12 protein-coding genes and 1 pseudogene are annotated in these 13729 nt (G+C 40.1%); 6 read left to right on the forward strand and 7 right to left on the reverse strand.

Annotated elements, in window-relative coordinates; all coding sequences use genetic code 11:
* Window positions 1-293 precede the first annotated feature (293 nt).
* The 3 genes from IQ228_RS09595 to IQ228_RS09605 form a co-directional block, all read right to left on the reverse strand.
* On the reverse strand, window positions 294-2561 hold the full coding sequence (locus IQ228_RS09595; RefSeq protein WP_193962747.1) for a transglycosylase domain-containing protein: 2268 nt from the start codon (window positions 2559-2561) through the stop codon (window positions 294-296).
* Between the two features lie 71 nt (window positions 2562-2632).
* Window positions 2633-3094: a signal peptidase II gene (gene lspA, locus IQ228_RS09600; RefSeq protein ID WP_027400649.1), complete on the reverse strand. Its 462-nt coding sequence runs from the start codon at window positions 3092-3094 to the stop codon at window positions 2633-2635.
* 111 nt (window positions 3095-3205) lie between these two features.
* A complete protein-coding gene (locus IQ228_RS09605) occupies window positions 3206-3793 on the reverse strand; it encodes a biotin transporter BioY (RefSeq protein ID WP_027400650.1) in 588 nt (195 codons plus the stop codon).
* A gap of 30 nt (window positions 3794-3823) precedes the next feature.
* On the opposite strand from IQ228_RS09605, the gene IQ228_RS09610 reads away from it, so the two are divergent.
* From IQ228_RS09610 to ndhD1, 6 genes are all read left to right on the forward strand, one after another.
* On the forward strand, window positions 3824-4009 hold the full coding sequence (locus IQ228_RS09610; protein WP_035081131.1) for a type II toxin-antitoxin system HicB family antitoxin: 186 nt from the start codon (window positions 3824-3826) through the stop codon (window positions 4007-4009).
* A gap of 428 nt (window positions 4010-4437) precedes the next feature.
* Window positions 4438-5592 carry a phosphate ABC transporter substrate-binding protein PstS gene (gene pstS / locus IQ228_RS09615; RefSeq protein WP_193962748.1) on the forward strand — a complete coding sequence of 385 codons (1155 nt, stop codon included), beginning with the start codon at window positions 4438-4440 and terminating at the stop codon, window positions 5590-5592.
* Window positions 5593-5637: 45 nt separating this feature from the next.
* Window positions 5638-6588 (forward strand): phosphate ABC transporter permease subunit PstC, encoded by a 951-nt coding sequence (pstC, locus tag IQ228_RS09620; RefSeq protein ID WP_193962749.1) that lies wholly within the window; start codon window positions 5638-5640, stop codon window positions 6586-6588.
* Between the two features lie 135 nt (window positions 6589-6723).
* The gene (gene pstA, locus IQ228_RS09625) at window positions 6724-7611 is read left to right on the forward strand and encodes a phosphate ABC transporter permease PstA (RefSeq protein WP_193962750.1); all 888 of its coding nucleotides are present in this window, start codon (window positions 6724-6726) and stop codon (window positions 7609-7611) included.
* A gap of 38 nt (window positions 7612-7649) precedes the next feature.
* Entirely contained in the window at window positions 7650-8456 is an 807-nt protein-coding gene (gene pstB / locus IQ228_RS09630) for a phosphate ABC transporter ATP-binding protein PstB (RefSeq protein WP_193962751.1), read from the forward strand.
* Window positions 8457-8590: 134 nt separating this feature from the next.
* Complete coding sequence (gene ndhD1 / locus IQ228_RS09635) at window positions 8591-10165, forward strand: photosynthetic/respiratory NAD(P)H-quinone oxidoreductase subunit D1 (RefSeq protein WP_027400655.1); 1575 nt, start codon at window positions 8591-8593, stop codon at window positions 10163-10165.
* Between the two features lie 351 nt (window positions 10166-10516).
* Here ndhD1 and IQ228_RS09640 read toward each other — a convergent pair whose 3' ends face one another.
* The 4 genes and pseudogenes from IQ228_RS09640 to IQ228_RS09655 all read right to left on the reverse strand — a co-directional run.
* Entirely contained in the window at window positions 10517-11560 is a 1044-nt protein-coding gene (locus IQ228_RS09640; protein ID WP_027400656.1) for a WD40 repeat domain-containing protein, read from the reverse strand.
* A gap of 166 nt (window positions 11561-11726) precedes the next feature.
* A complete protein-coding gene (locus IQ228_RS09645; RefSeq protein WP_027400657.1) occupies window positions 11727-12698 on the reverse strand; it encodes a GTP-binding protein in 972 nt (323 codons plus the stop codon).
* Window positions 12699-13320: 622 nt separating this feature from the next.
* The gene (locus IQ228_RS09650) at window positions 13321-13497 is read right to left on the reverse strand and encodes a hypothetical protein (protein ID WP_199924434.1); all 177 of its coding nucleotides are present in this window, start codon (window positions 13495-13497) and stop codon (window positions 13321-13323) included.
* Window positions 13481-13729: pseudogene (locus tag IQ228_RS09655) on the reverse strand (hypothetical protein); the annotation flags it as partial. The pseudogene IQ228_RS09655 and the gene IQ228_RS09650, both read right to left, overlap by 17 nt.

Below are 13729 nucleotides of genomic sequence, written 5' to 3' on the forward strand. Positions count from 1 at the left end.
ACTTTTCAAACATCCTCTTAGGGACTTCCAAATAAAAAAATACTCAACCACCTAACGCAAAAATCTCTCAAACCCTTATTCCTCTGTGTCCTCTGCGCCTCTGTGGTTCGTTAATCAGGATAATTTACTTCTTGGAAGTCCCTTAGAAGAGGGTTAGGGAGAGGTTCACCAGAGGGGTTAAAAATTATTGGTCGAACCCACGTTCATTTAATTAAAGGCATAAGTGCTTATGCACAGAAGATAATTCTTCACCCCGACTTCTAGCCATAACGAAAAGACTTTTTTAACAAACCCTACTTAGTAATTTTACCCATATAATTACCCCAAAGTTGTGCCGCTTGGGCGCTGCTGCCGGAGGTAGGTGAATTATTATCATTTCCTAGCCAAATGCCGGTGACAAGTTGACGACTAGGAATAAAACCAATAAACCAGAGGTCTACATTATCATTTGTTGTTCCGGTTTTACCTGCTTCACCTAAACCAATAGCTGCGCTACGACCTGTACCACTAGTAATTACTCCCCGCATCATAGTAGTTATTTGATTGGCAACTGCTGGTTTTAGCACTTGTTTAGAACCATTTGGATCTGTATCGAAGGAGTAAATCACCCGACAGGTTTCAAAATCTTTAAGATCCTTGCAATCACTACTGTCACGGATTTTACTAATAGCATGAGGGGGATTCCAGACTCCACGATTACCAATTGCCCCAAATGCCCCGGTCATTTCTAACACATTAACCACACTTTGACCTAATACCAAACCGGGTACTGCCTCAAGATTGGATTTAACACCCAACCGCTGCGCCATATCTACCACTTTATTCAAACCAATTTCCTTGGCTACCCGCAAAGCAATGGGGTTTTCTGACATTGCCAAACCAGTGGCTATGTCTAAACTACCACCAGCACCAGCCCGACAGGGTTTATAGGTAAAACCTTGCCAAGTTAAAGGACTACAAGAATAACTTCTATAGGTCGAAAACCCTTTTTCTATAGCCGCAGCGTAGGCAAAAATTTTAAAGGTAGAACCCGGTTGTCTTTGGGCTTGAACGGTGCGATTAAACTGGCTTTTTTTGTAATCAGTCCCGCCTACCATAGCCACAATACTCCCGGTTTTTGAGTCCAGAGTTACCATTCCTCCTTGGGAAAAGCCAAAATTTGAGCCGGCTTTGGTGACGGAATTTTTTAACTCAGCTTCGGCTTTGGCTTGGATAGTTGGATCAAGTTGGGTTTCGATGATATAGTTACCCTCTCTAGCTGCTGCTGGACCTAGCCTTGATGTGAGTTCTTGAAAGACATAATCATAGAAATAGGGGGCAATGGTTTTGGCTTGCCTTTCGCAAACTTTGGGGCTAACTTGAACGGTAGAACGGCGAGCGCGGTTGGCTTCTTCTTGGGTAATTTTGCCCATTTCTAGCAGTCGTTTAATGACTCGATTGCGGTAGTCGGCTGCACCGAGTTTCCGGGGACCACTGCCACAAAAATCGAAGGCATTGGGGGCGGGTAAAATCCCTACTAAGGTGGCTGCTTCCGCTAGGGTTAATTCTTTGGCGGATTTGTTAAAATAATATTTGGCTGCATCTTCAAAGCCGGAAGTGTCTGCACCTAAAAATACCCGATTTAAGTAAGTTAGTAAAATATCGTCTTTGCTGTAAAAGGTTTCTAGTTTGAGGGAGACGACGGCTTCCTTAACTTTCCGTCCTAAAGAGTCTTGACTGCCTACATATTCCCGGAATAAACTTCGAGCTACTTGTTGGGTAACTGTACTTGCCCCCTGTTGAACGTCACCGCTACGACTGTTGATAAGTACGGCTCGCAATACACCCAAGGGGTCTACCCCAAAGTGCCAGTAGTAGCGACTATCTTCCGAGGCTACGACCGCAGCAGCTAAATATGGGCCAAAGTCTGATAATTGTTTCAGGTCTACGTGGGCGATATTGCGGGGTTCACGGAGTGGGGTTGAGCCATCACGGGCATAGACAACGACAGGGGCGCGAGTGGCTGTAGGTAGGGGTCTAACGGAAAATTTCAGCCATTCTGCACCTATGGCTAAGGCAATTAAAGCCGTGACACCACCGACTCCATAGGCTGTCCAGGTGGCAGCTTTGACGTACCAGGCTGGTGGGTCTATGTATTGAATACTCACAGCATCAGCTAGATCCTGTGGTCCTAAGTTAATGATATCTCCATGACGCAGTTCTAGGGTATTTATCCGCCTTTTGCCGAGATAAATACCATTGGTGGAGTTTTCGTCTTTGATTGTGAAAACGGGGGTGTTTTGGGTGGAGTCCCGCGATAATGAGAGGTGAACCGTGCTGACAAGTGGGTTACGGACGACGATATCACAGGATTTTGAACTCCGTCCTAGTATATAGCGATCGCCTAATAAATCATATTCTTCTTCTTGGTTCCCGCCGGCATCATGGACGAATAGTTTTGGTACTTTAGCATTGGGTTTGAGCTTCATGGAGAAGTTGACTCTAGCATGAATGGTGCTGACCGCTTGAGTTACTTGACCAATTATAGTTTTTGGCTTTTGAGGAGGTTGGGGAAAACTCATAAACAATTGCAAGTTAAAAGTTAAAAATTAACGGGAAAGTAGGGGAATTTCCAAAAGAAGAATTAAATTTTTTAATTACTTGGTGTTTTTTTCCATGAGGCAATTAACAAGCAGACTATACCAATACTAATAAAAGAATCAGCCATATTAAACACGGCAAAATTAATTAACCGAAAATCAAGAAAGTCAATGACATACCCTAGTATAAATCTATCAATACCATTGCCCATTGCTCCCCCTAAAATCAAACCATAACCCATTTGCTCCCAAAAACTTAACAATGGTCCAGTTAATGCAATGGTTATCAATACTAAACTAACACCCAAAGATAGCCAGCGTAACCATTCTACTTTGCCACTTAATAAACTAAAGGCTGCACCTGTATTAGTCACATAGGTAAAATGAAATATCCCGCTTAACAGTGGTAGTGTTTGTCCTGGGTTAAAGGTCTTCACTACCCAGTATTTTGTCAGTTGGTCTAATAGAAATGCTATCAGAGCGGCAATCCAGAAGAAGCGATTTTTTATACGCATGATAAATTTGTTGGGTGTCAGTTGTTCTTTGTCAGTTGTCAGTTGTTTTTTCTTGCTACTGACCAATGACCACTGACCAATGACCACTGACCAATGACCAATGACCAATGACTAATAAAACATTATATGTCGCAGCACATAAGCTACTATGGTAACGGCACAAACAACCACTAGTTGTCCTGGCAGTGCAAAGCAGGAGTATTTAAGAATAGCTTGAATCAGTGATAGATTGTCTGTTCCTCTCCAGGGTAAGATATAACTGATGATTAAATAAGCAATACCGCAGACGTGAACGGTGAATAAGCCACAAAGACAACTAAAAGCTAGAGTTTCTAGCCGAGGTCGAGCTTTAAAGGCTAAATATCCACAAATCCAAGCTCCGGGAATAAATCCCAGTAAATAGCCAAACTGAGATAGTTTAACATAACCGATACCGCCTCCTTCGGCAAATACAGGTAATAAGGTTAATCCCATGACTAAATAGGCAATTTGCGAGAGCGCACCAGCATTTCGACCTCCTAAACAGCCTACCAGTAGGACTGCACCAATTTGATAGCTGACACCTAGTGAAAGGGTTTGAATTCCGTGCTGACTCCAGTTCCAAGGTGAGGTAACACCATAAGCTTCCAGGAAAGTACCACCCATTGTGAGGAGCAAGCCTATCATAGACCATAGCAGTTGATTCGAGGCAGCAAACATTGATTAGGCGCAAGGGTTAATTAACAGTAGGTGCAAGGTCAAGAAGTTTACAATTACACCGTCATTCTCGCAAAGGAGAAAAACGGAAATGATCATGCTTTTTGTCCTCTTTTTCAGGGCTGTCTTTCTCAAGGAGATACTTTTGAAGAAGCGATCGCTAATATAACAGAAATTGTCAAATTATACATTGAAATTCTCCTAAGTAGGGTTTGCTGAATAAGTTGCCTGTGAAGGCAGGGAACAGGGAACAGGGAATAGGCAAGAGGCAAGAGGCAAGAGGTAATAGGTAATAGGCAATAGGCAATAGGCAATAGGCAATAGTAAAGACGTTTTCAGCGATTTTACGTTTCTTTACACAGTTTGGTTTTATTGTGTTCACCTACTTAGGGACTTCCAATTAAAAAAATACCCAAAAATTTCTTGTGGTGCGGGACGAAAAGCCCGCTAATCATCAAGGACGGGCAGGATGCCCATCCCACGAAATTGGGTAATTTATTTTTTGGTGTTCCCTTAATGGATAATCAACCTACCTTTAAGAGGATGTTTGACAAGTTTTTAGTGAATATAATGAAATCCCAGATGCACTGACCCGAACTGGAGGCTTGATCAACTCAAATAGGATTGCTCTACTTAAAATCAGTTTCATGAAAAATCATCGCCTGATAGTTGCAATATCTGTATTAACAGTAGTAATTAGTCTATCAGCTTGTGGAGAAACTAACTCAAAGAATCCAACTATAAGTGAGTCTCCTGGTAAAACGACAAATACAACTACTGCCAATTCTAGGAAACTAGATTTAGGAGGTAATATGGAATTAATAGGTGCGGGTGCTTCTTTTCCTGCCCCACTTTATCAAACTTGGTTTACAGAGTTAAACAAAAAATATCCCAATTTAAAAGTTAATTATCAGTCTGTGGGTAGTGGTGCGGGTGTTGAGCAGTTTACCCAAGGAACATTAGACTTTGGCGCTAGTGATGTAGCAATGAAGGATGAAGAAATTAACAAAGTTCCGGCAGAAAAAGGTGTGCTACTATTACCTCTAACTGCGGGTAGTATTGTCCTCGCTTATAATTTGCCAGAAGTTCCTCAACTCCAGTTATCACGAGCAGTTTACACTGATATTTTCTTAGGTAAAATTAAATTTTGGGATGATCCGGCGATCGCTAAAATCAATCCTAATGTAAAATTACCAAAAGAGGAAATCAAAGTTATTTATCGGGCTGATGGTAGTGGAACTACGGGCGTTTTCACCAAACATCTTAGTGCCATTAGTCCAGAATGGAAAACTCAGGTAGGTGAAGGTAAAAGTGTAAAATGGCCGATAGGAGTTGGTGCTAAAGGTAATGAAGGTGTCACCGCCCAAATTCAACAAACTCAAGGTTCTATTGGTTATGTAGAATATGGCTATGCTAAGGAAAGTAAACTCAAATTTGCATCTTTAGAAAATAAATCCAACCAGTTTGTTTTAGCTTCTGAAGAATCAGCATCTAAAACTCTAGCATCAGTAACTTTACCAGAAAATCTTCGTGCTTTTATTGCCGACCCTGAAGGGGCAGAATCCTACCCAATAGTAACTTATACTTGGATTCTCGCCTATAAAAAATATACTGATGCCGGCAAAGCTAAAGCAATGGAAGCAACTATTGAATATGCTTTAACTGATGGACAAAAGATAGCTAGTGAATTAGGATATGTCCCCTTACCAGCCAATGTAATTAATAAAGTCGCAGCAGCGGCTGATCAAATTAGTCCTGATTATCATATTTCTGTTGGTGCTAATTCTCAAGGTAAGAGGTAGGGGCGCAGGGCCTGCGCCCTTGGTCAGGAGTCAGGAGTCAGGAGAATGACTATAAACTTTCCAGAAGATCCATTAACCACGAAAAACCGTTCAGAAATAGATAGAAATCTAGATCAGAGTTTTATTTGGATAACCCGAATTTTTGCCCTAGCGATCGCTGCTATTCTATTATGGATTGCCTTGCAAATTACTACTAGTGCTTTACCAGCTATCCAAAAATTCGGGATTAATTTCTTTTTTACCAGCAGTTGGAACCCTGTTAATAATGAATATGGGGTACTCCCAGCAATTTACGGAACTCTCATCAGTTCTTTAATTGGACTGATTTTAGCCCTCCCTATTGGTGTAGGAACAGCAATTTTATTGAGTGAGAATTTCCTCCCCCCCCAGGTAAATTTAGTCCTGGTATTTTTAGTAGAACTCCTAGCGGCTATTCCCAGTGTTGTTTATGGAGTCTGGGGAATTTTTGTGTTAATCCCTGTGTTAAAAAATCTAGGCACATGGCTACATACTTATCTAGGCTGGTTGCCAATTTTTAGTTCTGCACCCACTGGACCAGGGATGTTACCAGCAGGAGTAATATTAGCAATTATGATTTTGCCAATTATCACGGCTATCTCTCGTGATGCCTTGATTTCTGTGCCTTCAAGTTTGCGTCAAGCCGCTCTAGGAATAGGTGCAACCCGTTGGGAAACCATTTTTCAAGTTATTATCCCTGCTGCCTTTTCTGGCATTGTCAGTGCGGTAATGTTGGCACTTGGGAGGGCAATGGGTGAAACAATGGCTGTGACAATGTTAATAGGTAATGCTAACAATATTCATATCTCTCTCTTAGCACCATCAAATACGATTTCTTCTTTATTGGCAAATCAATTTGCGGAAGCTAATGGGTTACAAGTTGCTGCTTTAATGTATGCAGCTTTAGTTTTATTTATCTTAACAATGATCGTCAATATTCTGGCGGATTTTATTGTGGCACGAGTGGGGCGAATTTAGAATGCATAAGATCCCCGACTTCTAACATCAATTTATAGTTTCTGGACACAATAAATAAAAGAAGTCGGGGATCTGAGGATAAACGCAGATAATTTTGTGTTTTATGAAATTAGTAAAAGTTATATTGGTTAAATTATGAATTCTTTGTTTCCGCAAGGAAGCCTAACTCGTTCTCTTTCGTCTCCTCGAACATTGGTTAATATGGTCATGACTGGATTAGCTTTTGTCTGTGGAGTTTTGGCACTGATTCCTTTATTGGCAGTGCTTTATTATGTAGTAATTAGAGGGTTTAGTAGTTTAGACACCCATATTTTTACACAGTTGCCACCTCCTCCCTTTGGTAAAAATGGCGGCTTTGGGAATGCCATTTTGGGAACATTATTAATGGTAGGAATTGCTGCTATAATTAGTGTTCCTGTTGGTGTGTTGGCGGCAATTTATTTAAGTGAGTTTAGTTCTCGAAGAATTGCCAGATGGATACGTTTCGCTACTAATGTTCTCAGTGGAGTTCCCTCGATCATTGCTGGGGTATTTGCCTATGGAATTGTGGTTTTAACCTTGGTAAAGCTGAATTTAGGCTCTTACTCAGCCCTGGGTGGTGGAGTCGCCCTAGCAATTTTGATGTTACCGATTATTGTGCGAACTACAGACGAGGCATTGCAATTAGTGTCTCAAGATTTACGGCAAGCATCTATTGGACTAGGAAGCACTAATTTGCAAACTGTGATCTTGGTGGTATTACCAACTGCATTACCTGCAATTGTCACTGGTTCTATTTTAGCGATCGCTCGTGCGGCTGGAGAAACTGCACCATTAATATTTACGGCTCTTTTTTCTTCTTTTTGGCCAGATAGTATCCTCAAACCAACTGCTTCTCTAGCAGTTTTAGTATACAACTTTGCCACTTCTCCCTATCAAACTTGGCAATCTTTAGCTTGGGCTGCGTCTTTAATTCTTGTATTCATGGTTTTAATTACTAGTATTATTGCTCGCTGGGTTACTAGAAAAAAAGATTTAATTTAGCTATCACCAAAAAAAACTTTTTCATCAAGCCCGATTTTATGAATACTATCATTAGCACAATTAATGGAACTGAATCAGTTTTACGCACAGAAAACTTAAATATCTATTATGGCAATTTTTTGGCTTTACAAAATGTTTGGTTAGATATTCCTAAAAATCGAGTCACCGCTTTTATCGGTCCTTCCGGTTGTGGTAAAACTACCTTATTGCGATGTTATAATCGGCTAAATGATTTAATTGACTCATTTAGACCCGAAGGTAAAGTTTATTTCTACGACAAAAATATCTATGCACAGAATATTGATCCTGTAGAAGTGCGAAGACGCATTGGTATGGTATTTCAAAAACCCAACCCCTTCCCCAAGTCAATTTATGAAAATATTGCCTTTGGTGCGAAAATCAATGGCTACAGAGGTGATATGAATGAATTGGTGGAACGGAGTTTGCGACAAGCAGCTTTGTGGGATGAAGTCAAGGATAAATTGCGACAAAATGGTTTATCCTTATCCGGTGGACAACAACAGCGTTTATGTATTGCGCGGGCGATCGCTGTGCAACCAGAAGTTATCCTGATGGATGAACCATGTTCTGCCCTTGATCCTATTTCTACTGCACGGATAGAAGAACTAATTCACGAACTCAAAGAACAATATACCATCGTCATTGTCACCCACAATATGCACCAAGCATCACGAGTATCTGATAAAACCGCGTTTTTTAACGTTAAAGCTTCCGAAACAGGTGGACGTAGTGGCTACTTAGTAGAGTACAACTCAACTGAGATGATTTTCAGTGATCCTCAACAGGAAGACACCAAAGCTTACATTAACGGTAAATTTGGTTAATTCTTTTATCTAAAATTAACTTAAATTGAGCATCTATGTTAACCTTGTGGCTGTAATCCTTGATTTAAGGTGATTTAGAAGTTATTAGATACTAACTTGTTACCAAACGTGATTTTAATAGCAGATTAATTGTGATGAATATAGCTAATTTCCCGTGGCTGACGACGATTATTTTATTTCCCATAGCCGCATCACTACTCCTTCCCATTATCCCAGATAAAGATGGAAAAACCGTGCGCTGGTATTCTCTCATTGTCGGGTTGATAGATTTTGTCCTCATTGTCTGCGCTTTTTATACTGGATACGATTTCTCTAATCCCGATTTGCAACTGGTGGAAAGTTATCCCTGGGTTCCGCAATTGGGCTTAAATTGGTCTTTAGGGGTTGATGGCTTATCCATGCCCCTGGTTCTATTAACAGGATTCATTACCACCCTGGCAATCTTAGCAGCTTGGCCTGTAACACTAAAGCCGAAATTGTTTTATTTCCTAATTTTGGCAATGTATGGCGGTCAAATTGCCGTTTTTGCCGTCCAGGATATGCTGTTATTTTTCCTGGTGTGGGAACTGGAACTTGTCCCCATATACTTCCTCCTGTCAATTTGGGGAGGGAAAAAGCGTCAATATGCAGCGACTAAATTTATTTTGTACACCGCTGGCGGTTCGCTGTTTATTTTGCTGTCTTCCTTGACAATGGGGTTTTATGGCGATACAGTGACATTCGATATGCGATCGCTCGCATTAAAGGATTTTGGACTCAATTTACAACTTTTACTCTACGCCGGCTTCCTGATTGCCTACGCTGTCAAGCTGCCCATTATCCCCCTCCATACCTGGCTACCAGATGCCCACGGTGAGGCTACAGCCCCAGTGCATATGTTACTAGCAGGTATTTTGTTAAAAATGGGTGGTTATGCCTTAATTCGCATGAATGCCCAAATGCTACCCGATGCCCACGCTTACGTTGCACCAGTGTTAGTGGTTTTGGGGGTAGTAAATATCATCTACGCTGCCCTAACTTCCTTTGCCCAAAGGAATTTAAAACGGAAAATTGCCTACTCTTCAATTTCCCACATGGGCTTTGTTCTCATTGGGATTGCCTCTTTCACCGACTTGGGTTTAAGTGGCGCAGTTTTACAAATGGTTTCTCACGGCTTAATTGGGGCAAGTTTGTTCTTTTTAGTCGGTGCAACTTACGATCGCACACACACCCTCATGTTAGATGAAATGGGTGGTGTCGGTAAGAAAATGCAAAAGATTTTCGCCATGTTTACAACTTGTTCAATGGCTTCTTTAGCATTACCAGGAATGAGCGGTTTTGTCGCCGAATTAATGGTATTTGTCGGCTTTGCCACTAGCGATGCTTATAACTCGACATTTAAAGTTATTGTCATTTTCTTGATGGCTGTTGGTGTGATTTTAACGCCAATTTATCTCCTTTCAATGTTGCGCGAAATTTTCTACGGACAAGAAAATGAAGAGTTAGTTTCTCATCAGAATTTGATAGATGCTGAACCCCGTGAAGTCTTTATCATTGCTTGTTTGTTGATACCTATTATTGGTATTGGTTTTTATCCCAAATTGCTAACCCAAATGTACGACGCTACAACTGTACAATTAACAGCAAGATTGCGTGATTCTGTACCAACCTTAGCCGCAGCCAAAGCAGTACAAAATGTCTCTTTGAGTGCGCCGATAATTGGTAATTAATTTGTAATTGCAACTGGGGTGGGTTTGATACCTAAACCCCCTGTGGTTGCCCCAAATACCGGGGTAGGCACGGGGGCGATACCCCTACATCTAAATCTAAGTAGGTTAGCATTGAAAATCGTCGTTATGGCAAGGCAAAAGGCAAGAGTGAAGAGGGTTGAGGCGATTTTACTTTTGTTTACACAGATTTGTTTTATTGTGTTCACCTACTTAGGGACTTCCAATTAAAAAAATACCCAAAAATTTCTTGTGGTGCGGGCATCTTGCCCGCTAATCATCAAGGACGGGCAGGATGCCCATCCCACAAAATTGGGTAATTTATTTTTTGGTGTTCCCTTAAACCAATTAATTTTAATTCTCGCCAGAAGTTGACCAAATTATTAATTCACCTTGTTCACCACCAGCGGCTAATAATTGTCCTTGGGGATGCCAAGATAGAGTAGAAACTCCGGCTTCAGTGTCAGTAAAAATCTGTGAAACTTCTTTGTTCTCATTCCACAAACATAGCCAACCGTCAGCACCAGCAGAAGCGAGAATAAAACTTTGGGGTGCAAAAGCGATCGCATTAATGATATCCAGGTGATTAGTTAATACTTGCGCTTCCCAGCCTACAGATTCATCTACCGACTTCTCCCATGCTACTATGCCATCAACGCTAGAAACAGCCAAAATGGGCGCATCTGTGGGAGTTTTTATGTCTGACCAAGCTAGATGACGAATTTTCCCTGGAAAACCCCGCATCACCCAAGGATCAGGATGTTCCCATTGTAAAACAGTCAGAGTCCGGTCCATATTTCCAGATGCCAAATACTTACCATCATCAGACCAAGCCATTGCTGTACTGACGGTAGACAGAGGAAGAATAAATGGTTCATCATCCCAATCTTGAGTAGACCAGATTTTTATGCCTTTATATCCATTAATAGCCAAATATTTGCCATCTTTACGCCAATCAATTCCCAAAATAGAGGAATCATTAAAGTTAAGAGTTGTAACAACTTCTAATGTGTCTGCATCCCAAATTTGCACATAACGACCTAGACTAAAAGCTAATTGGTTATCGGTGTGACTCCATGCTAATTGGTCAACCCAAATCGGGGCATTTTCTAAAGTGCTAATTAATTTATTTCCGCACCAAATTTTCACTTTTCCATCTTGTCCACCAATAGCTAAATATTTACCGTCGTGGGAAAAAGCCAAACAATTTACCGCTTTATCTGTCGCTGTTTGTAAAGTAGTTAATTCGCCATTTTCCCATAAAACAACTTCTCCAGCAGCCGAACTAGCTGCAAGTATTTCACCGTCAGCAGACCAAGCCAAAGCAGTCACATAATCTGCAAGTTTTGTAGAATAATGTTTTGTAAATTCTGGAGATTTATTAATTGTTAAGTTCATAGTTGTGATATTTTATTTTTACAGCAATTCGCCAAACCTTTAGGGGCGAGGAAACCCCGCCTCCATTAGACATCTGGTGAAAATTAAATATGCGTGACATGAAACCCCTGTAGAGACTTTCCATGGAACGTCTCTACAATCTTTACCGGAGATGTCTATTGTATTACTAACTCATACAAGCAAAAAAGTCTGCTTTTAATTTGGCTTCATCTAAATTTCTACCAATAAATACAAGTTCATTTTTGCGAGTTTCATTGACTTTCCAAGGTCTATCCGCTTTACCATCAAATATCATGTGTACACCTTGGAAAACAAAGCGATTATCTTCATTTTCAATATTTAAAATTCCTTTCATTCTGAAAATATCTAGACCTTGATTTCTGAGTAATTCTGTCATCCAGGCATTTAATTTTTCACCGTTAATTGTCCCTTCTGATACTATCGCTACAGAATAGACGCTTTCATCATGAACGTGAGCATCTTCTCCTAAGAAATTAGGATCAATTTCTAACGCATGATCTAAATCAAATGCTTGCACTCCTAATAAAGCTGACATTGCTAATTCAGAATTATGGGTGCGGTAGATTTTTGCCATTGCATTCATTGAGCGAATGCGAGTTTCTAATTCATCTAAGACTTCCGGTGTTACTAAATCAGTTTTATTCAACAAAATTACATCTGCAAAAGCAATTTGCTCTTGAGCCTCGTCCGCTTCCCAATGTTGCCAAATATGTTTAGAATCAACAACTGTGACTACTGCATCTAATGACAACTGACTTTGTAAATCTTCATCAACAAAAAACGTTTGAATTACAGGTGCAGGATCTGCTAAACCGGTGGTTTCAATGACTAAATGATCAAATTTATCTCGGCGTTTCATTAAATTGCCAATAATGCGAATTAAATCACCGCGAACTGTACAACAAATACAGCCATTATTCATTTCAAAGATTTCTTCATCTGCATCAATTACCAATTGATTATCAATACCTACCTCGCCAAATTCGTTAACAATAACGGCAACTTTTTTACCGTGTTCGTAGGTAAGAATATGATTTAATAATGTAGTTTTACCCGCGCCTAAATAGCCAGTCAAAACGGTTACTGGTACTGAATTGAATGTTTCTGAAATCATCATAGTCTATCCGTTTACTTATTTTAGGAACAGAGTATTAACGCAAGACGGAATGCAAAAGGCGTACAGGGTAAGTTTTACAGTTATCCGCCGTCTTGTAGTGTCCAAATAATAGCTTAGAAGTCACCAAGATTGAATGTCAAGAGAAAAATGTTTGGCTTTCGGTACTTATTATAAGTAATGAGACAGAATTAATTACACAATGTCATTGCGTAAGCGTTGCGTGGCGTTAGCCATATGGAACGAAGTAAAATGAAGCAATCGCCAGGGTTGTGATTGCTTCCCTTCCCTCGCAATGACTGTAAATATTTTTGTCCAATTACTTACTCAACATGGTTGGGACATGGACTTTTAAGAATTACGAAAAACCTAGATTTGTAGGGGTAAAGCATGAGCTTATTGGTGTCAACTTAACGTAAAACCCATAGCCCGCCTGGGAATGAATTCCCAGTCTCATAGCAGAAGTCATCTGAAGATGACTAAAAATCCCCATAAATCTTTGACTATTAGCCCTGATAGCGTAGCGTAAGCCATAATTCATTTCTGGGCGGGTGTGGAAGCAATGTCAACTTAACGTAAAACCCATAGCCCGCCTGGGAATGAATTCCCAGTCTCATAGCAGAAGTCATCTGAAGATGACTAAAAATCCCCATAAATCTTTGACTATTAGCCCTTTTTCTAAAATCGCTAAATCATCTAATAAAATAATTTGATAATCTTGTCCAATCTTATTAGAAATTTCTGTTTGTTTAGGGGAATTAATAGCTAGTAAACCTCTCTTGATTTCAAAATAGGTATACAACTTCAGATAAGTTATTAAATTGTTCTTTGGTTAAGTTTTGCTGAACGATATGATATAAATGTTCAACCATTTCTCTTGGATTAAGTTCTTCTTTAAACAAAGGACGTTCTTCCATTAAAATAGCCACAATTTTCTCAATTCTGTTGATCATGAATTCTTGTTGAAGTTCTGTTGATAACATAATATTTCCTCCAGGGAAATGTAAATGATATTTATGGAGTTTATCTATTGT

The sequence above is a fragment of the Dolichospermum sp. LEGE 00246 genome (genome assembly GCF_015207865.1).
Lineage (GTDB): Bacteria > Cyanobacteriota > Cyanobacteriia > Cyanobacteriales > Nostocaceae > Dolichospermum > Dolichospermum heterosporum.

What these genes read in the sequence shown, in the direction of transcription:
- IQ228_RS09595 (WP_193962747.1), bottom strand. Translation starts at nt 2,561, where the DNA reads ATGAGTTTTCCCCAACCTCCTCAAAAGCCAAAAACTATAATTGGTCAA.
- lspA (WP_027400649.1), bottom strand. Translation starts at nt 3,094, where the DNA reads ATGCGTATAAAAAATCGCTTCTTCTGGATTGCCGCTCTGATAGCATTT.
- IQ228_RS09605 (WP_027400650.1), bottom strand. Translation starts at nt 3,793, where the DNA reads ATGTTTGCTGCCTCGAATCAACTGCTATGGTCTATGATAGGCTTGCTC.
- pstS (WP_193962748.1), top strand. Translation starts at nt 4,438, where the DNA reads ATGAAAAATCATCGCCTGATAGTTGCAATATCTGTATTAACAGTAGTA.
- pstC (WP_193962749.1), top strand. Translation starts at nt 5,638, where the DNA reads ATGACTATAAACTTTCCAGAAGATCCATTAACCACGAAAAACCGTTCA.
- pstA (WP_193962750.1), top strand. Translation starts at nt 6,724, where the DNA reads ATGAATTCTTTGTTTCCGCAAGGAAGCCTAACTCGTTCTCTTTCGTCT.
- pstB (WP_193962751.1), top strand. Translation starts at nt 7,650, where the DNA reads ATGAATACTATCATTAGCACAATTAATGGAACTGAATCAGTTTTACGC.
- ndhD1 (WP_027400655.1), top strand. Translation starts at nt 8,591, where the DNA reads ATGAATATAGCTAATTTCCCGTGGCTGACGACGATTATTTTATTTCCC.
- IQ228_RS09640 (WP_027400656.1), bottom strand. Translation starts at nt 11,560, where the DNA reads ATGAACTTAACAATTAATAAATCTCCAGAATTTACAAAACATTATTCT.
- IQ228_RS09645 (WP_027400657.1), bottom strand. Translation starts at nt 12,698, where the DNA reads ATGATGATTTCAGAAACATTCAATTCAGTACCAGTAACCGTTTTGACT.